This is a genomic window from Streptomyces sp. NPDC087859 (assembly GCF_044742595.1).
GTDB lineage: Bacteria > Actinomycetota > Actinomycetes > Streptomycetales > Streptomycetaceae > Streptomyces > Streptomyces canus_F.
The window spans coordinates 277433-296382 of record NZ_JBIUUU010000009.1 but is presented as its reverse complement, the minus strand read 5'-3'; the positions used below and the strand labels follow the sequence as shown (position 1 = coordinate 296382).

Genomic DNA, 18950 nt, shown 5'->3' with positions numbered 1-18950 from the left:
CTTACAGGCCCATGTCCTTGGCGATGATCGTCTTCATGATCTCGCTGGTGCCGCCGTAGATGCGGTTGACGCGGTTGTCCGCGTACAGGCGCGCGATCGGGTACTCGTTCATGAAGCCGTAGCCGCCGTGCAGCTGGAGGCAGCGGTCGATCACACGGTGGGCGACCTCGGTGGCGAACAGCTTGGCGCTGGCGGCCTCGGCGGGGGTCAGCTCGCCCGCGTCCAGGGCCTCCAGGGCGCGGTCCACGACGGCCTCGGCCGCGTCCACCTCGGACTGGCAGGCGGCCAGCTCGAACTTGGTGTTCTGGAACGAGGCGACCGGCTTGCCGAAGACGGTGCGCTCCTGGACGTACTCCTTGGCGAACCGGACGGCGGCCTTGGCCTGCGCGTAGGCACCGAAGGCGATGCCCCAGCGCTCGGAGGCCAGGTTGTGGCCGAGGTAGTAGAAGCCCTTGTTCTCCTCGCCGAGGAGGTCCTCGACGGGAACCTTCACGTCGACGAACGCCAGCTCGGCGGTGTCGGAGGTCTTCAGGCCGAGCTTGTCGAGCTTGCGGCCGATGGAGTAGCCCTCGGACTTGGTGTCCACGGCGAACAGGGAGATGCCGTGACGGCGGTCCTCGGCGGTGGGCGCGGAGGTACGGGCGCAGACGATCACGCGGTCGGCGTGGACGCCGCCGGTGATGAAGGTCTTCGAGCCGTTGAGGACGTAGTGCGTGCCGTCCTCGCTGAGCTTGGCGGTGGTCTTCATGCCCGCGAGGTCGGAGCCGGTGCCCGGCTCGGTCATCGCGAGGGCCCACATCTCCTCGGCGGAGACGAACTTCGGCAGGAAGCGCTTCTTCTGCTCGTCGGTGGCGAGCATCTTGATGTACGGCAGCCCGAGCAGGACGTGCACACCGGAGCCGCCGAACTGCACACCCGCGCGCGCGGTCTCCTCGTACATCACCGCCTCGAACTTGTACGAGTCGATGCCGGCGCCACCGAACTCCTCGTCGACGCGGATACCGAAGACGCCGAGCTCGGCGAGCTTGTAGTAGAAGTCGCGCGGCGCCTGGCCGGCTGCGAACCACTCGTCGTAGACGGGGACGACCTCGGCCTCGATGAAGGCCCGCAGGGTCTCCCGGAACGCCTCGTGATCCTCGTTGAACACCGTACGGCGCACCGCCGCCACCCTCTCTGCGCCTAAACCGGCGCCGCTCTCGCGTACGTGGTTGCTCGCCGTCGGGGTTCCTCAATTGATGGTTGCGGTCCGCCCGTGGCTAAGCGCTTGCTCATGCCCAACCGTACCGGCCGGTAGCGAGAGGCGCCAGAGGCGCATCCCCGTAACGCTCGTCACGCCGTCTCAGCGGTACCGGACGAGCAGCGGCTCCTCGGTGATGCGTACGGCGTCCTCGGGGCAGGTCTCGCGGGCGGTGCCGTCGAGGTGTTCGACGCGGTACGCGCCCGCGCCCGCCGGGACGTCCGCCGTGCCGGACAGGGTCCAGCGGATGCGGACGAGCTCCGGGGTCAGGGCCTCGCACTGCCAGACGTTCCCGGGCAGCCCGATCTCCGCGCCACGGCCGCAGGAGCGGATCTCGGCGTGGGCGAGCCACCGCTGGAGCCGCTCGACATGGCGGCCGGCCTTGGTGGGGGCCTGGCCCTCGGCCTGGACGACCAGGGGGATCTTGCTGTTTCCCCAGGCGTAGAAGTACATCCGCTCCACGATCCTGGAGTACAGCCCCGTCAGATAGAAGCGGACCGCGTGGTTGGCCGCGGTGTCCGGGTCCAGCGCGTCGTTCAGCTGGATCATCTGTGTGGTCCCCGTGCTCCACAGCGGCAGGTGGTACCCCGCGAGCTGGAAGGTCCGCTCGACCTTCCGGACGATCTCCAGCATGGTCTCCGGCGGATCGGTGGCCCGGCGCTGGAACAGGTTGACGGCGGCCGCGTCGCAGTACTGGTAGGCGCCCGCCTCGGCGAAACGGAGCAGGTACGCGTGCGACGCGTCGTCCCACAGGTCGGTGACCGAGGGACAGACCACGGTCGCGTCCGGGCGGTACTGCCGGATGATGCCGCTCGCGCGCCGCGTCATCTCGACGAGCGTCTCCACGCCGCCGTTGTAGTGGTGCCCGTGGTTGGCCGTGATCCACGGCTCGTACGCGTCGATACGGTGGCCCGCGTGCCGCACCACGGCGTGGACGAAGGCGTCCCAGTCGGCCAGGTCGTCCGGCGGGGCGGCCCGGCAGTCCTCCCGGTACGCGGCCTTGCGGCCGTTCGGGGCGGCCCAGCCGGGCGTACCGCCGAAGACGAAGGTCACCGGCAGGCCCTGCCGTTCGGCGCCGTCGAGCAGCCGGTCGAGGGTGGAGAAGTCGAACACGCCCCGCGCGGGCTCCAGTTGGGACCAGCGTGTCTCGCTGTCCCACAACCGCACCGCGCCCACCCGGAACGCCGGCATGACCCCGCTGAAACTGTTCATCGTCACGCCGAACATCTCGCGGGCGACCGGTAACGGCGCCTGGGCCCAGCTCTCCGCCCCCATCGGCACGGCGGACACGGCGGACACGGCCGCGGGGAGACCGGAATCCGCCCCCTGCTCCGTCGCCGCCTCCCAGTACCGCAGCAGGTCGTTGAGCTCGGCCGGCTCCGCCCCGCACTCCTTGGCGAAGCGCAGGACGATGTCGTAGTCCCCCGGCACTCCCCGGCCGGTGCAGTACCGGTGCAGGGTGGAGCCGCTGATGAAGATCCGCTGCCCCAGTACCCGGTAGCCGAGCCCGCTGCGGTCCTTCAGAGCCCGCAGCGCGGTGGCCAACTCCCGTCCGCTCATGGCATCCACCCCCGTGACGGCCTGCTCCACCCTCCCAGGCTTGTCCCGACCCGTCTGCGTCATTCCTGGTCATCCGTGTGACGGATGTCCCACGCCGAGACGGGACGCGCTCCCCCTGGCCGGCGGGGCCCCCGGGTCGGCACCATGATCACACCGGGCCGACAGGGAGGGGATGCCGGTCCGGCCTGCTTCACCGACCGGGTCGTGGCCGTTCCCGCGACGACCTGAGCCGCCGGCGGGGGGCGAGCCACCCATCGCTCCCCGTCGCGGTCACTCCGTCCCCGCCGCCGCGAACGCCCCCCGGGCCATGCGGTGCAGCAGCTCGGCCGTGGCACCGCGGCCCGGCAGGGATCCCGGGCGGCCGAGATGCGGAGTCGAGTTCAGCAGGCCGAACACCGAGTGCACCGCCGAGCGGGCCGTGGGTTCCGTCAGGGCCGGGTACACCTCGCGCACCACCTCCACCCACAGCTCGACGTACTGCCGCTGAAGCTGGCGCACGAGCTTGCGGTCGCTGTCCCTCAGCCGGTCCAGCTCCCGGTCGTGGAGCGTGATCAGGGGCCGGTCGTCCAGGGCGAAGTCGATGTGGCCCTCGACCAGCGAGTCGAGGACGTCCTCCGCCGAGCCCCCGTCCACCTCCGCCAGCCGGTGCCTCGCACCCCTGAGCAGCTGCTCGCTGATCCCCACCAGCAGCTCGGCGAGCATCGCGTCCTTGCCCGCGAAGTGGCGGTACAGCCCGGGTCCGCTGATGCCGACGGCGGCGCCTATCTCGTCCACGCCGACCCCGTGGAAGCCACGCTCGGCGAAGAGTCGAGCGGCTTCCTTGAGGATCTGCTCACGGCGGGTGGGGGCGTCGGTTCTGGTGGCCATGAAGGCAATTCTAGACAGGGAGGTTAGCGCTCGTTAACCTGAAGGAAATGCGTTAACGCTCATTAACAAGGTGAGGGGATCGCGGGATGCATCAGGCACCGGAGCTTCACAGCGCGGCGGACCCCGCGTCGGAGGCCTGGCGGGCCAATGAGCGGGGCCACCGAAAGCTCGTCGAGGAGCTGCACGACAAGCTCGCCGCAGCCCGGCTCGGCGGCGGCGAGAAGGCGCGTGCCCGGCACACCGCGCGCGGCAAGCTGCTGCCGCGGGACCGGGTCGACCACCTCCTCGACCCCGGTTCCCCCTTCCTGGAGCTCGCCCCCCTCGCCGCCGACGGGATGTACGAGGGCCAGGCCCCGGCCGCCGGTGTCATCGCCGGGATCGGGCGGGTCAGCGGGCGCGAGTGCGTGATCGTCGCCAATGACGCGACCGTCAAGGGCGGCACGTACTACCCGATGACCGTGAAGAAGCATCTGCGGGCCCAGGAGGTGGCCCTGGAGAACCGGCTCCCCTGTCTCTACCTCGTGGACTCCGGGGGTGCCTTCCTGCCGATGCAGGACGAGGTCTTCCCGGACCGTGAGCACTTCGGGCGGATCTTCTTCAACCAGGCCCGGATGTCCGGCGCGGGCATCCCGCAGATCGCCGCCGTCCTCGGCTCCTGCACCGCCGGCGGGGCGTACGTGCCCGCCATGAGCGACGAGGCGGTCATCGTCCGGAACCAGGGGACGATCTTCCTCGGCGGGCCCCCGCTGGTGAAGGCCGCCACCGGTGAGGTCGTGACCGCCGAGGAGCTGGGCGGCGGCGAGGTGCACTCCCGGATCTCCGGTGTCACCGACCACCTCGCCGAGGACGACGCTCACGCCCTGCGCATCGTGCGGAACATCGCCGCCACGCTGCCCCCGCGCGGGCCGATGCCCTGGTCCGTGGAGCCGGCGGAGGAACCCAAGGTCGACCCCTACGGCCTGTACGGCGCCGTCCCCGTCGACTCCCGCACCCCGTACGACGTACGCGAGATCATCGCCCGGATCACCGACGGCTCGCGTTTCGCGGAGTTCAAGGCCGAGTTCGGGCAGACCCTGATCACCGGCTTCGCCCGGCTCCACGGCCACCCGGTCGGCATCGTCGCCAACAACGGCATCCTCTTCTCCGAGTCCGCCCAGAAGGGCGCCCACTTCATCGAGCTGTGCGACCAGCGCGGCATCCCGCTGCTCTTCCTCCAGAACATCTCCGGCTTCATGGTCGGCAGGGACTACGAGGCGGGCGGCATCGCCAAGCACGGCGCCAAGATGGTCACGGCCGTCGCCTGCACGCGCGTGCCCAAGCTGACCGTCGTCGTCGGCGGGTCGTACGGCGCCGGGAACTACTCCATGTGCGGCCGGGCCTACTCCCCCCGCTTCCTGTGGATGTGGCCCAACGCCAAGATCTCGGTCATGGGCGGCGAGCAGGCCGCCTCGGTCCTCGCGACCGTCAAGCGGGACCAGCTGGAGGCGCGCGGCGAGGAATGGGCCGCCGCGGAGGAAGAGACCTTCAAGGACCCGATCCGTGCGCAGTACGAGCGTCAGGGGAACGCTTACTACGCGACGGCCCGCCTGTGGGACGACGGGGTCATCGATCCCCTGGAGACCCGTCAGGTGCTGGGACTGGCCCTGACCGCCTGCGCCAACGCGCCGCTGGGTGACCCCCAGTTCGGCGTCTTCCGGATGTGAGGGACTTCCAGACGATGTTCGACACAGTGCTTGTCGCCAACCGGGGCGAGATCGCCGTCCGCGTCATCCGCACCCTGCGCTCGATGGGGGTGCGGAGCGTCGCCGTCTTCTCCGACGCGGACGCCGACGCCCGGCACGTCCGGGAGGCCGACACCGCCGTACGGATCGGTCCCGCCCCGGCGTCCGAGAGCTATCTCTCCGCCGAGCGGCTGCTGGAGGCGGCCGCCCGGACCGGCGCCCAGGCCGTGCACCCCGGGTACGGCTTCCTCGCGGAGAACGCCGCCTTCGCACGCGCCTGCGCCGACGCGGGGCTGGTCTTCATCGGGCCGCCCGCCGACGCCATCGCCCTCATGGGCGACAAGATCCGCGCCAAGGAGACCGTCGAGGCGGCGGGCGTCCCCGTGGTCCCCGGCGGCCGCGACCCCGAACTGGCCGAAGCCGCCCGCGCCCTGGGCGCCCCGGTCCTGCTGAAGCCCTCCGCCGGCGGCGGCGGCAAGGGCATGCGCCTGGTCCGGGACCTCGACCTCCTGGACGACGAGATCGCCGCCGCCCGCCGCGAGGCCCGCACCTCCTTCGGCGACGACACCCTCCTGGTCGAGCGGTGGGTGGACCGGCCCCGGCACATCGAGATCCAGGTCCTGGCCGACGGCCACGGCAACGTCGTCCACCTCGGCGAACGCGAGTGCTCCCTCCAGCGCCGCCACCAGAAGATCATCGAGGAGGCGCCCTCCGTCCTCCTGGACGACAAGACCCGCGCCGCGATGGGCGAGGCGGCGGTCCAGGCGGCCCGCTCCTGCGGCTACCGGGGCGCGGGCACGGTGGAGTTCATCGTGCCGGGCGGCGATCCCTCGTCGTACTACTTCATGGAGATGAACACCCGTCTCCAGGTGGAGCACCCGGTGACGGAGCTCATCACCGGCCTCGACCTGGTGGAGTGGCAGCTGCGGGTCGCGGCGGGCGAACCACTCCCCTACGAACAGGACGACATCACGCTCACCGGGCACGCCATCGAGGCGCGTATCTGCGCGGAGGACCCCTCCCGCGGGTTCCTCCCCTCCGGCGGCACGGTCCTCATGCTGTCCGAGCCCCAGGGCGACGGCGTCCGCACCGACTCCGGGCTCAGCGAGGGCACCGAGGTCGGCAGCCTGTACGACCCGATGCTGAGCAAGGTGATCGCGTACGGCCCCGACCGCGCGACCGCGATCCGCAAGCTCCGGGCCGCCCTCGCCGGGACGGTCACGCTGGGCGTGCAGACCAACGCCGGGTTCCTGCGGCGGCTGCTGGCCCACCCGGCGGTCGTGGCGGGCGAACTGGACACCGGGCTGGTGGAACGCGAGGTGGCGGAGCTCGTCCCGGTCGACGTGCCGGAGGAGGTGTACGAGGCGGCGGCGGCGGTACGGCTGGACGCGCTGCGCCCGCACGGCGACGGCTGGACGGACCCGTTCTCGGTGCCGAGCGGCTGGCGCCTGGGCGGGACCCCGAAGCCCGTCGGTTTCCACCTGCGGGTGCAGGACCCGGTGGAGTACGTCCCGCGCGGCACCGCCACCGTCACGGAGGACCGGGTCCGCGTCACCCTCGACGGCGTACGCCACACCTTCCACCGGGCCGCCGACTGGGTGGGCCGCGACGGCGACGCCTGGCAGGTGCGCGACCACGACCCGGTGGCCGCCTCCCTCACCGGGGCCGCGCACGCGGGCGCCGACTCGCTCACCGCGCCCATGCCGGGGACGGTGACGGTGGTGAAGGTCGCCGTGGGGGACGAAGTGAGCGCGGGCCAGAGCCTGTTGGTGGTGGAGGCGATGAAGATGGAGCACGTCGTCTCCGCCCCGCACGCCGGCACGGTCGCCGAACTGGACGTGGCACCGGGCTCGACGGTCGCCATGGACCAGGTGCTCGCGGTGATCGCACCTCACGAGGAGGCGACGGAATGACACACCCCCTGGCACTGCCCATGGCCGTACCGGAGAAGGGCCTGCCCGCCCGGGTCCGCATCCACGAGGTCGGCGCGCGCGACGGCCTGCAGAACGAGAAGGGCACCGTCCCGACGCAGATCAAGGCGGAGTTCATCCGCCGCCTCGCCGACGCGGGCCTGACAACGATCGAGGCCACCAGCTTCGTCCACCCGAAGTGGGTGCCCCAGCTCGCCGACGCGGAGGAGCTGTTCCCGCAGCTCGCCGACCTCCCGGTGGACCTCCCGGTGCTGGTGCCGAACGAACGCGGCCTGGACCGCGCCCTGGCGCTGAAGGCGACCCGCGTCGCCGTCTTCGCGAGCGCCAGCGAGTCCTTCGCCAAGGCCAACCTCAACCGCACGATGGACGCGGCGCTGGCGATGTTCGCACCGGTGGTGACGCGGGCGAAGGAGGCCGGCGTCCATGTCCGCGGCTATCTGTCGATGTGCTTCGGCGATCCGTGGGAGGGCCCGGTGCCCGTCCCGCAGGTGGTGGACGTCTGCCGGACGCTGCTCGACATGGGCTGCGACGAGCTGAGCCTGGGTGACACGATCGGTGTGGCGACGCCGGGCCACGTGCGGGCCCTGCTCACCGAACTGACCGGCCACGGCGTCCCCGTGGAGCTCCTGGGCGTGCACTTCCACGACACCTACGGGCAGGCCCTCGCCAACACCTACGCCGCCCTCCAGCACGGCGTCACCACCGTCGACGCGTCCGCGGGCGGCCTCGGCGGCTGCCCGTACGCCAAGTCCGCCACCGGCAACCTCGCCACCGAAGACCTCGTGTGGATGCTGCGGGGGCTCGGCATCGACACCGGAGTCGACCTCGACCGTCTCGTCGCCACCAGCGTCTGGATGGCCGAACAACTGGGCCGACCCAGCCCGTCCCGCACCGTACGAGCCCTGTCCCACAAGGAGCAGTGACCGCGATGGACCACCGACTCTCCCCCGAACTCGACGAACTGCGCCGTACGGTCGAGGCGTTCGCGCACGACGTCGTGGCGCCGAAGATCGGCGAGTACTACGAGCACCACGAGTTCCCGTACGAGATCGTCCGCGAGATGGGCCGCATGGGCCTGTTCGGCCTGCCCTTCCCGGAGGAGTACGGCGGCATGGGCGGCGACTACCTCGCGCTGGGCGTGGCCCTGGAGGAGCTGGCCCGGGTCGACTCCTCGGTCGCCATCACCCTGGAGGCGGGGGTGTCGCTGGGCGCCATGCCGCTCCACCTCTACGGAACCGAGGCGCAGAAGCGGGAGTGGCTCCCCCGGCTCTGCTCGGGCGAGATCCTGGGCGCGTTCGGCCTGACGGAGCCGGACGGCGGCAGTGACGCGGGGGCGACCCGTACGACGGCTCGGCTGGACCCGGAGACGGACGAGTGGGTGATCAACGGCACGAAGTGCTTCATCACCAACTCGGGCACGGACATCACCGGCCTGGTGACCGTGACGGCGGTGACGGGCCGCAAGCCGGACGGCAAGCCGCTGATCTCCTCGATCATCGTCCCGTCGGGGACCCCCGGCTTCACGGTGGCGGCCCCCTACTCCAAGGTCGGCTGGAACGCCTCGGACACCCGCGAGCTGTCCTTCGCGGACGTCCGGGTCCCCGCGGCGAACCTCCTGGGCGAACAGGGCCGCGGGTACGCCCAGTTCCTGCGCATCCTCGACGAGGGCCGCATCGCGATCGCGGCACTGGCGACGGGGCTGGCGCAGGGCTGTGTGGACGAGTCGGTGAAGTACGCCAAGGAGCGGCACGCCTTCGGCCGGCCGATCGGTGCGAACCAGGCCATCCAGTTCAAGATCGCCGACATGGAGATGAAGGCCCACACGGCCCGCCTCGCCTGGCGCGACGCGGCTTCCCGCCTGGTCTCGGGCGAGCCCTTCAAGAAGGAGGCGGCCCTCGCGAAGCTCTACTCGTCGACGATCGCGGTGGACAACGCCCGGGACGCCACGCAGGTCCACGGCGGCTATGGCTTCATGAACGAGTACCCGGTGGCCCGCATGTGGCGGGACTCCAAGATCCTGGAGATCGGTGAGGGCACGAGCGAGGTGCAGCGCATGCTGATCGCCCGGGAGTTGGGGCTGGTCGGCTGAGCGGGGTGCCGACCCGCTGAGCGCGGGCCGGCACCGCCCTACCTGCCCGGGCGCCGCCGCATCCGCCGGACCTGACGGTTGTCGCCGACCGCGTCCAGGAACCGGCGGCCCCTGCCGCCCTCGTAGGCCGGGCCCTCCAGCCGCAGCAGGGTGCCGTCGCGGACCTCGGCGTACGCGACCGGGGTGTCCGCCTTCGGGAGGGTGACCGGGTGGCGTCCGTCCGGGAGCTTCCCGAGGCGTGCGGGCAGGCGCAGCCGTGCCGTGCCGTCGGCGCCCGGGAGCAGCTCCGCCGCGATCGACAGGGCGGACACGGTGACCTCGACGGGCAGCGGGTCGCCCGGGGCCGCCGCCAGGTACGGCAGTCCGAGCGACCGCCGGGCGCGCGCGGGGTTCGCGGCGACGAGGTCCGCCGTGTCGGGTCCGAGCCGGCGCTGGCGCTGGTCCACGTCGAGGGCGAGCTGGCCCTTGACCGTCCAGTACGGGAGCGACAGGCGTCCGCCGGTCAACGCAGGGCCCACGGCCGGGGCGCCCGGCTCGCCGTCCCCGGTGACGCGCAGTATCCGCTCGACGCCCAGCAACTGGATGTACGCCCAGACGTCGTGGACCCCGCGCTGCAGTGGCCGGCCGCCGGCCAGCCGCTCCGGGTCGAGGCGCAGCCGCCCGGACGCGACAAGCCGGGACCTCCCCTCTCCGAGAGGCTTCAGCCGTACCTCCAGTTCGCCCTCCGGGTACCACCAGTCCTCACGGTCCCGGTCCTTGACGACCAGCTCCGCGTACGCCAGCCGGAAGGGGTCACGGACCTCCCGGCCGTCCTGCGTTCCCGGGACGCCGTCCAGCAGCGCGGGGTCCAGCCACCGCTTCCCGTCCCGCTCGACGAGGACGAGCGGCTCGCCGTCGCCGCGCAGCAGGTCGAGCGTGACGTCTCCGACGAGGCGGCCGTCCTCCCACCGCAGTCCGCCGACGCGGCTGCGGGCCTTGATGTCGCGGATCCGCTCGGCGAGGGCCCGCGCCCCGGCGAAGTCACCGCCCTCGAGCAGCTCGGCCCGCAGCCGGGACACGGCGGGCAGGCCTTCCCGCACGGCCGCCGGGAACTCCTCCAGCGCCAGCTCCCGGGCCGCCTCGAACCGCTGCCGCTGCTCGGCCGGGTCCTCGCGCAGGATCTCGGGCTCACGGGCCCGGGAGAGGATCTCGATGTGGTAGAGGCGGTGCAGCAGCCGGTTCTGGAGCGCGTCGATGTCGTCGGAGGGAGTGGTCCCGTCCTTGATCTGGCGGACGACGGTACGGCAGTTGGGCCAGAATCCGTGCCGCGGGTTGAACCGGTGCCGGGTGTTGTTGCCGCCGTCGTCCCGCTTCATCCAGTAGTAGGAGGGGTAGTCGGCGAGGACCGAGATCCGCTCCGCTTTGAGATAGGCGGCGCTGACGAAGAGAAGGTCCTCCAGGATCCAGGGTCCCTCGGGGAACCGCAGTCCGTGCTTCTCGGCGAAGGCCCGCCGGAACATCTTGTGCGGCGACATGCTCTGCATGAGCTCGTCGTTCTCGATCGTGCAGGAGTCCACCGTGTGCCGGAACAGCCGCCGGGGCCGCACTATCGTGCTGGACATCTTGCCGATCACCACGTCGGCGTCGTTCCGCTTCGCGTGCTCGTACAGCCGCTCCAGGGCCTCGGGCCCGAGCGTGTCGTCGTGGTCGACGAACTGGATGTACTCACCCTTGGCATGCCGTATGCCGTGGTTGCGCGGAGCCCCCGGCCATCCCGAGTTCGGCCGGGTGTGCACCTGGACGTTCGGATGCGCGGCCGCGATCTTCTCCAGTCGGCCCGGGGTGTCGTCCGTCGAACCGTCGTCGACGTAGATGACCTCGTACTCGTCGGCGGGCAGGCTCTGGCCCAGCAGCGAGGGCGCGCACTCGTCGAGGTACTTCCCGGTGTTGTAGACGGGAACGATGACGCTGACCTTGGTTCTCAGCATTTGCCGGACTTTACTGCGCATCGAGGTCCGGTCCGTGGACGGTGGAGACCGGGGAGCGGCGCGCGCTCCGGCATCGTTCTGACCAGAAGTCAGAGTCATCCAACAGGTATGGATTTCCAGGGAGTTGGGTCGCGCGAACCTCGACAGCCCACACCACAGAGCTCTCACAGCTTCCGATCGAAGGGGTCCGGCCCCTGGACAAGATCTGAGGTTAGGCTAACCTACATTCGAACTTGTCCGGCGGGCGCTCCGCCCCGTTCGAAAGCAGCCACACACATGTCCAACGCCCGAGCCACCCACCTCTCCCGCCGCGGCATCCTCGCCGCGGGCGGCGCCCTCGGCCTCGGTGCCGTGCTCGCAGCCTGCGGCGACGACGACGCGAAAAGCGGTGGCTCTGACACGGAGACGACCGCCGCGAAGAAGTCCGGTCCCTGGACGTTCAAGGACGACCGCGGCACCGAGGTGAAGCTCGGCAAGATCCCCGCGAACATCGTCGCGTTCACCGGTGTCGCCGCCGCGCTGTACGACTACGGCATCTCGGTCAAGGGCGTCTTCGGCCCGACCAAGACCACCGACGGCAAGGCCGACGTGCAGGCCGGCGACATGGACATCTCCAAGGTCGAGATCCTCGGCAATGTGTGGGACCAGTTCAACGTCGAGAAGTACGCCGCGCTCGCCCCGGACGTCCTCATCACCACGATGTTCGACGACGCCGGCACCCTCTGGTACGTCCCCGCGGCCTCCGCGGACAAGATCGCCAAGCTCGCCCCGAGTGTCGGCATCTCCGTCTACGACCGCCAGATCACCGAGCCGCTGCAGCGCGTATGGGAGCTCGCGGAGTCGCTGGGCGCCGACATGACGGCCGCCTCCGTCACCGACGCCAAGAAGAAGTTCGAGGCCGCGGCCACCCGGCTGCGCGCCGCCGCGAAGGCGAAGCCCGAGATCAAGGTGCTGGCCGGTTCCGCCAGCCAGGACATCTTCTACGTCTCCGGCACCAACCTCTCCATCGACCTGGAGTACTTCAAGGCCCTCGGCGTCAACTTCGTCGAGCCCTCGGAGAAGGCCAAGGCGAAGGGCGGCGGCTGGTACGAGAGCCTGAGCTGGGAGAACGTCGACAAGTACAAGGCCGACATCATCATGATGGACGACCGGTCCGCGACGATCCAGCCGGCCGACATCACCGAGGCCACGTGGAAGAAGCTGCCTGCCGTGAAGGCGGGGCAGGTCATCTCCCGTTCGCCCGAGCCGATCCTGTCGTACGACAAGGTCACGCCGCTGCTCGAGACCCTCGCCGAGGCTCTTGAGAACGCGAAGAAGGTCAGCTGAAGAACGGGGCTCGATGCAGTGGGTGAACTGCGGGCCCGTCGTGGCTGGTCGCGCAGTTCCCCGCGCCCCTAAAGAAACGTCACTTCGCCCCCTGATCAGGAGCGCACCCCCATGACCACCGCCGTCGCCGCCCCGTTCCGTTTCTTCTCCCTCCAGGTCGTACGGACGCGGTCGCTCGGGCCGTCCCTGGTCCGGGTCACCTTCGCCGGGGAGGAGTTGCGGGAGTTCTGCTCCAACGGGTGTGACCAGTCGCTGTCGCTGTTCCTGCCACATCCGGGGCAGACCGAGCCCGCGGTGCCGATCGAACTCGGTGACGGCTGGTGGCAGGCGTGGCGTGAACTCCCCGACGACGTACGGGCCGTGATGCGGTCGTACACGCTCCGCGCGCTGCGTCGCGACTCCCTGGGGAACACCACCGAGATCGACATCGACTTCGTCCTGCACGGCGTCGAGCCCGACGCCGCCACCCCGGCGGGCCCCGCCTCCCGCTGGGCCTCCCGTGCCGCCGCCGGGGACCGTGTCCTGCTGCTCGGCCCGGCCATCGCCGACAACCGGGCGATCCGGTTCCGGCCCGCCGAGGACACCGACCTGGTCGTCATCTGGGGTGACGAGACCGCCGTACCCGCCGCCTCCGCGATCGTCGAGTCGCTGCCCGCCGGCACCCGGGCCCGGGTCTGGCTGGAGGTGCAGCACGCCGAGGACGTCCAGGACCTGGTGACCGAGGCCGACGCCGAGGTCACCTGGCTCGTGCGGGACCACCAGGAGCCTGACGCCGAGGGCGCCCCCATGGCCCTCGGCGCCCTTCGCGACGCCCAACTCCCGCCCGCCGAGCGCCCCTACGTCTGGATCGCCGGCGAGTCCGGTCACATCAAGGCACTGCGCCGGCACTTCGTGGGTGAGCGGGGCATCGACCGCCGCAGTGTCACCTTCGTCGGCTACTGGCGTCAGGGGCTGACCGAGGAGCAGCTCCGCGCCGCGGAGTAACCCACCGAGCGGCACCCACCGCTGTACGCGACTCCCGCGTGCGGCGGTGACTGCTGTGCCCGCAGGGCCGACTGCGGCCGGAGTGATCACAGTCACGGCTGATGCCACGTTTGACCAGCGTTACTTAGGTTAGGCTAACCTAAGTAACGCGAAGCGAGATCGAAGATCGCGTCCCCACCCCCGTCCGACCCGCACGGACTGCTCCCCCCGGAGGACCCCCACCATGCGCTCGCACCTGCTCAATGACACGACCGCGGAGCAGTACCGCCGCTCCGTGACCGAAGGAGTAGAGCGGGTGGCAGCCAAACTCGCCGCCACCGACCGTCCGTTCACGGGTGTCACCGTCGATGCCCTCGCCCCGACGATCGACGCGATCGACCTCGACAAGCCGCTGCTCGACACCGCCGCGGCCCTCGACGAGCTGGAGGACGTGTACCTCCGCGACGCGGTCTACTTCCACCACCCGCGCTACCTCGCCCACCTCAACTGCCCGGTCGTCATACCGGCGGTGCTCGGCGAGGCGATCCTCTCCGCGGTCAACTCCTCCCTGGACACCTGGGACCAGTCGGCCGGCGGCACCCTCATCGAGCGCAAACTGATCGACTGGACGAACGCACGGATCGGCCTCGGCCCGAACGCCGACGGTGTCTTCACTTCCGGCGGCTCCCAGTCCAACCTCCAGGCCCTGCTCCTGGCCCGCGAGGAGGCCAAGACCGACTCCTTCGCGAAACTGCGTATCTTCGCCTCCGAGGTCAGCCACTTCAGCGTGAAGAAGTCCGCGAAACTGCTGGGCCTCGACCAGGACGCCGTGGTCACCATCCCGGTCGACCAGAACAAGCGCCTGCAGACCGTCGCGCTCGCCCACGAGCTGGAGCGCTGCAAGGCGGACGGCCTCGTCCCCATGGCCGTCGTCGCCACCGCCGGCACCACCGACTTCGGCTCCATCGACCCGCTGCCCGAGATCGCCGAGCTGTGCGAGCAGTACAACACCTGGATGCACGTCGACGCCGCCTACGGCTGCGGACTGCTCGCGTCGGTGAAGCACCGCGGCCGTATCGACGGCATCGAGCGCGCCGACTCGGTCACGGTCGACTACCACAAGTCCTTCTTCCAGCCGGTGAGTTCGTCCGCGGTGCTGGTCAGGGACGCGGCCACCCTGCGCCACGCGACCTATCACGCGGAGTATCTGAACCCCCGCCGTATGGTCACCGAGCGCATCCCCAACCAGGTCGACAAGTCCCTGCAGACCACCCGCCGCTTCGACGCCCTCAAGCTGTGGATGACCCTGCGGGTGATGGGCGCCGACGGCATCGGGCAGCTCTTCGACGAGGTGTGCGACCTGGCCGTCGACGGCTGGCGGCTCCTCGCCGCCGACCCGCGCTACGACGTGGTCGTCGAGCCCACGCTCTCCACCCTCGTCTTCCGCTACATCCCCGCCGCCGTGACCGACCCGGCCGAGATCGACCGCGCCAACCTGTACGCCCGCAAGGCCCTGTTCGCCTCCGGGGACGCGGTCGTCGCGGGCACCAAGGTCCAGGGCCGCCACTACCTGAAGTTCACCCTGCTCAACCCCGAGACGACGACCGACGACATCGCCGCCGTCCTCGACCTGATAGCCGGCCACGCCGAGCAGTACCTGGGAGAGTCCCTTGACCGCGCGTCCTGAAAACCCGACAAAAACCCATGACTTCGTGGGCATCGGGCTCGGCCCGTTCAACCTCGGCCTCGCCTGCCTGACCGAGCCCATCGACGAACTCGACGGTGTCTTCCTGGAGTCGAAGCCCGACTTCGAGTGGCACGCCGGCATGTTCCTCGAAGGCGCCCACCTCCAGACGCCGTTCATGTCGGACCTGGTGACGCTGGCGGACCCGACCTCGCCGTACTCCTTCCTGAACTACCTGAAGGAGAAGGGCCGGCTGTACTCGTTCTACATCCGCGAGAACTTCTACCCGCTGCGCGTCGAGTACGACGACTACTGCCGCTGGGCCGCGAACAAACTGAGCAGCGTCCGCTTCAGCACGACGGTCGCGGAGGTCACGTACGAGAACGGCCTGTACGTCGTGACGACCACGGCCGGCGACACCTACCGCGCCCGTCACCTCGTCCTCGGTACCGGCACCTCCCCGCACTACCCCCAGGCCGTCCAGGGCCTCGGCGGCGACTTCTTCCACAACTCCCGCTACATGCAGAACAAGGCGGAGCTCCAGAAGAAGGACTCGATCACGATCGTCGGCTCCGGCCAGTCCGCCGCCGAGATCTACTACGACCTCCTCGCCGAGATCGACGTGTACGGCTACCGGCTGAACTGGGTGACGCGCTCCCCCCGCTTCTTCCCCCTCGAATACACCAAGCTCACGCTGGAGATGACCTCCCCGGAGTACATCGACTACTATCGCGAGCTGCCGGAAGCCACCCGCTACCGGCTCACGGCCCAGCAGAAGGGCCTGTTCAAGGGCATCGACGGCGATCTCATCAACGAGATCTTCGACCTGCTCTACCAGAAGAACCTCGGCGGGCCCGTCCCCACACGGCTGCTCACCAATTCCTCGCTGAACAGCGCCGCGTACGAGAACGGCACGTACACCCTCTCCTTCCGCCAGGAGGAGCAGGAGAAGGACTACGACCTGCAGACGCAGGGCCTGGTCCTGGCCACCGGCTACAGGTACGCCGAGCCGGAGTTCCTGACCCCCGTCAGGGACCGGCTGCGCTACGACACACAGGGCAACTTCGACGTCGCCCGCAACTACTCGATCGACACCACGGGCCGCGGCGTCTTCCTGCAGAACGCCGGTGTGCACACCCACAGCATCACCTCGCCCGACCTGGGCATGGGCGCGTACCGCAACGCCTACATCATCCGTGAGCTGCTCGGCACCGAGTACTACCCGGTCGAGAAGACCATCGCGTTCCAGGAGTTCTCCGTATGACCACCCCCCACACCTTCGCCTTCCGCCCGCTCGACCCGCTCAAGGACGCCGAGCTGCTGCACGGCTGGGTCACCCACCCCAAGGCCGCGTTCTGGATGATGCAGGACGCGAAACTGGAGGACGTCGAGCGCGCGTACATGGAGATCGCCGCCGACGAGCACCACCACGCGCTGCTGGGCCTCGACGCGTACGGCGTCCCCGTCTTCCTCATGGAGAAGTACGACCCCGCCCACCGCGAACTGGTCGGCCTGTACGACCCGCGGCCGGGCGATGTCGGCATGCACTTCCTGACTCCCGCGACCGACACCCCCGTGCGCGGCTTCACCCGGTCCGTCATCACCGCGGTCATGGCGCACCTCTTCGAGGACCCCTCCACGAAACGTGTCGTCGTCGAGCCGGACGTCTCCAACAAGGCCGTCCACGCCCTCAACGAGGCCGTCGGGTTCGTGCCCGAGCGCGAGATCCGCAAGCCGGAGAAAATGGCCCTGCTGAGCTTCTGCACCCGGGAGCAGTTCACCGCGGCGACGGCGGTGACGGCATGACCCTCGCCGACTCGGTCGCCCACCTCTCACCCGAGCGCTGGGAGCAGGCCAACCGCCTCCTCATCCGCAAGGCCCTCGCCGAGTTCGCCCACGAGCGGCTCATCACGCCGGAGGCCACCGCCGACGGCCGCTTCGAGGTCCGCAGCGACGACGGTCTGACCCGCTACGGGTTCACCGCCACGCGCCGCGCCCTCGACCACTGGCAGGTCGACGCCGACTCGATCTCCCGTCACCGAGACGGCGTCGACCGCCCCCTCGCCGCGCTGGACTTCTTCATCGAGCTGAGGAAGTCGCTGGGCCTGAGCGACGAGATCCTGCCGGTCTACCTGGAGGAGATCTCCTCCACCCTCTCCGGCACCTGCTACAAGCTCACCAAGCCGCAGATCCCGGTCGCCGAGCTCGTCCGCTCGGACTTCCAGGCCATCGAGACCGGCATGACCGAGGGCCACCCCTGCTTCGTCGCCAACAACGGACGGCTCGGCTTCGGCATCCACGAGTACCTGTCGTACGCCCCGGAGACGGCGAACCCGGTCCGCCTGGTGTGGCTGGCCGCACACCGCTCGCGCGCCGCGTTCACCGCCGGTGTCGGGATCGAGTACGAGTCCTTCGTACGGGACGAGTTGGGCGCGCGGACCGTCGAGCGCTTCCACGAGAAGCTCACCGCCGAGGGCCTCGACCCGGCCGACTACCTCTTCATCCCCGTCCACCCCTGGCAGTGGTGGAACAAGCTCTCCGTCACCTTCGCCGCCGAGGTCGCCCGCCGGCACCTGGTCTGCCTCGGTGAGGGCGACGACGAGTACCTCGCCCAGCAGTCCATCCGGACCTTCTTCAACACCTCGCACCCCGAGAAGCACTACGTGAAGACGGCCCTGTCCGTCATCAACATGGGCTTCATGCGCGGACTGTCGGCCGCCTACATGGAGGCGACCCCGGCGATCAACGACTGGCTCGCCCAACTCATCGACAACGACCCGGTGTTGAAGTCGACGGGCCTGTCGATCATCCGCGAGCGCGCGGCCGTCGGCTACCGGCACCTGGAGTACGAGGCCGCGACCGACCGCTACTCGCCGTACCGCAAGATGCTGGCCGCCCTGTGGCGGGAGAGCCCGGTGGGCTCCCTCCAGGACGGCGAGTCACTGGCGACGATGGCCTCCCTCGTCCACGTCGACCACGAGGGGAAGTCGTTCGCCGGCGCCCTGATCGAACAGTCGGGCCTGGCGCCCACCCAGTGGCTGCGCCGCTATCTGACGGCGTACTTCACCCCGCTGCTGCACAGCTTCTACGCCTACGACCTGGTCTACATGCCGCACGGCGAGAACGTGATCCTCGTCCTGAAGGACGGCGTCGTGGAGCGCGCGATCTACAAGGACATCGCCGAGGAGATCGCGGTCATGGACGTCGACGCGGTCCTGCCGCCGACGGTCGAGCGACTGCGTGTGGACGTGCCGGAGGAGAAGAAGCTCCTCTCGATCTTCACGGACGTCTTCGACTGCTTCTTCCGCTTCCTCGCCGCGAACCTCGCCGCCGAGGGAATCGTGGCGGAGGACGACTTCTGGCGGACGGTCGCGGACATCACCCGCGAGTACCAGGCCTCGCTGCCCGAACTCGCCGACAAGTTCCGGCAGTACGACATGTTCGCCCCGGAGTTCGCGCTGTCCTGCCTCAACCGGCTCCAGCTGCGCAACAACAAGCAGATGGTGGACCTGGCCGACCCGGCGGGCGCACTCCAGCTCGTCGGCAATCTGAAGAACCCGATCGCCGGGTTCTGACCCGGAGACAGACGGGCGCCCGGGGTACGG

14 protein-coding genes are annotated in these 18950 nt (G+C 70.0%); 10 read left to right on the top strand and 4 right to left on the bottom strand.

Translation table 11 applies throughout. From position 1 onward, the window contains the following. Nucleotide 1 precedes the first annotated feature (1 nt). From ACIOHP_RS23785 to ACIOHP_RS23775, 3 genes are all read right to left on the bottom strand, one after another. Nucleotides 2–1159 carry an acyl-CoA dehydrogenase family protein gene (locus ACIOHP_RS23785; RefSeq protein WP_327717254.1) on the bottom strand — a complete coding sequence of 386 codons (1158 nt, stop codon included), beginning with the start codon at nt 1157–1159 and terminating at the stop codon, nt 2–4. 180 nt (nt 1160–1339) lie between these two features. Further along, a complete protein-coding gene (locus ACIOHP_RS23780) occupies nt 1340–2797 on the bottom strand; it encodes a helix-turn-helix domain-containing protein (protein ID WP_401890519.1) in 1458 nt (485 codons plus the stop codon). 270 nt (nt 2798–3067) lie between these two features. Then, a complete protein-coding gene (locus ACIOHP_RS23775; protein WP_401890517.1) occupies nt 3068–3664 on the bottom strand; it encodes a TetR/AcrR family transcriptional regulator in 597 nt (198 codons plus the stop codon). A gap of 86 nt (nt 3665–3750) precedes the next feature. Between ACIOHP_RS23775 and ACIOHP_RS23770 the strand changes: the two genes are divergently transcribed. From ACIOHP_RS23770 to ACIOHP_RS23755, 4 genes are read left to right on the top strand one after another with little or no spacing between them, the layout of a single operon-like run. Beyond that, nucleotides 3751–5367 carry a carboxyl transferase domain-containing protein gene (locus tag ACIOHP_RS23770; RefSeq protein ID WP_401890515.1) on the top strand — a complete coding sequence of 539 codons (1617 nt, stop codon included), beginning with the start codon at nt 3751–3753 and terminating at the stop codon, nt 5365–5367. A 14-nt stretch (nt 5368–5381) separates the two neighbouring features. Further along, nucleotides 5382–7298 carry an acetyl/propionyl/methylcrotonyl-CoA carboxylase subunit alpha gene (locus ACIOHP_RS23765; RefSeq protein WP_401890512.1) on the top strand — a complete coding sequence of 639 codons (1917 nt, stop codon included), beginning with the start codon at nt 5382–5384 and terminating at the stop codon, nt 7296–7298. Continuing rightward, entirely contained in the window at nt 7295–8239 is a 945-nt protein-coding gene (locus ACIOHP_RS23760) for a hydroxymethylglutaryl-CoA lyase (RefSeq protein ID WP_401890510.1), read from the top strand. The genes ACIOHP_RS23765 and ACIOHP_RS23760 overlap by 4 nt, the downstream gene beginning before the upstream one ends. A gap of 5 nt (nt 8240–8244) precedes the next feature. Then, on the top strand, nt 8245–9405 hold the full coding sequence (locus tag ACIOHP_RS23755; protein ID WP_351680690.1) for an acyl-CoA dehydrogenase family protein: 1161 nt from the start codon (nt 8245–8247) through the stop codon (nt 9403–9405). A 38-nt stretch (nt 9406–9443) separates the two neighbouring features. Here the strand turns inward: ACIOHP_RS23755 and ACIOHP_RS23750 are convergent, their stop codons facing one another. Continuing rightward, nucleotides 9444–11372, bottom strand: a complete 1929-nt coding sequence (locus ACIOHP_RS23750; RefSeq protein WP_401890507.1) for a glycosyltransferase family 2 protein — start codon at nt 11370–11372, stop codon at nt 9444–9446. 276 nt (nt 11373–11648) lie between these two features. On the opposite strand from ACIOHP_RS23750, the gene ACIOHP_RS23745 reads away from it, so the two are divergent. The 6 genes from ACIOHP_RS23745 to ACIOHP_RS23720 all read left to right on the top strand — a co-directional run bounded on the left by ACIOHP_RS23745 (nt 11649) and on the right by ACIOHP_RS23720 (nt 18920). Beyond that, on the top strand, nt 11649–12698 hold the full coding sequence (locus ACIOHP_RS23745; protein WP_401890505.1) for an ABC transporter substrate-binding protein: 1050 nt from the start codon (nt 11649–11651) through the stop codon (nt 12696–12698). Between the two features lie 111 nt (nt 12699–12809). Then, the gene (locus tag ACIOHP_RS23740) at nt 12810–13682 is read left to right on the top strand and encodes a siderophore-interacting protein (RefSeq protein ID WP_401890502.1); all 873 of its coding nucleotides are present in this window, start codon (nt 12810–12812) and stop codon (nt 13680–13682) included. 223 nt (nt 13683–13905) lie between these two features. Continuing rightward, nucleotides 13906–15348, top strand: a complete 1443-nt coding sequence (desA, locus tag ACIOHP_RS23735) for a lysine decarboxylase DesA (protein WP_361478930.1) — start codon at nt 13906–13908, stop codon at nt 15346–15348. Then, entirely contained in the window at nt 15332–16609 is a 1278-nt protein-coding gene (locus ACIOHP_RS23730; protein ID WP_361539297.1) for a lysine N(6)-hydroxylase/L-ornithine N(5)-oxygenase family protein, read from the top strand. Before desA ends, ACIOHP_RS23730 begins: the two co-directional genes overlap by 17 nt. Further along, nucleotides 16606–17151, top strand: a complete 546-nt coding sequence (locus tag ACIOHP_RS23725; RefSeq protein WP_401890499.1) for a GNAT family N-acetyltransferase — start codon at nt 16606–16608, stop codon at nt 17149–17151. Before ACIOHP_RS23730 ends, ACIOHP_RS23725 begins: the two co-directional genes overlap by 4 nt. Beyond that, on the top strand, nt 17148–18920 hold the full coding sequence (locus ACIOHP_RS23720) for an IucA/IucC family protein (protein ID WP_401890496.1): 1773 nt from the start codon (nt 17148–17150) through the stop codon (nt 18918–18920). The genes ACIOHP_RS23725 and ACIOHP_RS23720 overlap by 4 nt, the downstream gene beginning before the upstream one ends. Nucleotides 18921–18950 lie beyond the last annotated feature (30 nt).

What these genes read in the sequence shown, in the direction of transcription:
- ACIOHP_RS23775 (WP_401890517.1), bottom strand. Translation starts at nt 3,664, where the DNA reads ATGGCCACCAGAACCGACGCCCCCACCCGCCGTGAGCAGATCCTCAAG.
- ACIOHP_RS23725 (WP_401890499.1), top strand. Translation starts at nt 16,606, where the DNA reads ATGACCACCCCCCACACCTTCGCCTTCCGCCCGCTCGACCCGCTCAAG.
- ACIOHP_RS23770 (WP_401890515.1), top strand. Translation starts at nt 3,751, where the DNA reads ATGCATCAGGCACCGGAGCTTCACAGCGCGGCGGACCCCGCGTCGGAG.
- desA (WP_361478930.1), top strand. Translation starts at nt 13,906, where the DNA reads ATGCGCTCGCACCTGCTCAATGACACGACCGCGGAGCAGTACCGCCGC.
- ACIOHP_RS23720 (WP_401890496.1), top strand. Translation starts at nt 17,148, where the DNA reads ATGACCCTCGCCGACTCGGTCGCCCACCTCTCACCCGAGCGCTGGGAG.
- ACIOHP_RS23745 (WP_401890505.1), top strand. Translation starts at nt 11,649, where the DNA reads ATGTCCAACGCCCGAGCCACCCACCTCTCCCGCCGCGGCATCCTCGCC.
- ACIOHP_RS23750 (WP_401890507.1), bottom strand. Translation starts at nt 11,372, where the DNA reads ATGCTGAGAACCAAGGTCAGCGTCATCGTTCCCGTCTACAACACCGGG.
- ACIOHP_RS23760 (WP_401890510.1), top strand. Translation starts at nt 7,295, where the DNA reads ATGACACACCCCCTGGCACTGCCCATGGCCGTACCGGAGAAGGGCCTG.
- ACIOHP_RS23765 (WP_401890512.1), top strand. Translation starts at nt 5,382, where the DNA reads ATGTTCGACACAGTGCTTGTCGCCAACCGGGGCGAGATCGCCGTCCGC.
- ACIOHP_RS23755 (WP_351680690.1), top strand. Translation starts at nt 8,245, where the DNA reads ATGGACCACCGACTCTCCCCCGAACTCGACGAACTGCGCCGTACGGTC.
- ACIOHP_RS23740 (WP_401890502.1), top strand. Translation starts at nt 12,810, where the DNA reads ATGACCACCGCCGTCGCCGCCCCGTTCCGTTTCTTCTCCCTCCAGGTC.
- ACIOHP_RS23780 (WP_401890519.1), bottom strand. Translation starts at nt 2,797, where the DNA reads ATGAGCGGACGGGAGTTGGCCACCGCGCTGCGGGCTCTGAAGGACCGC.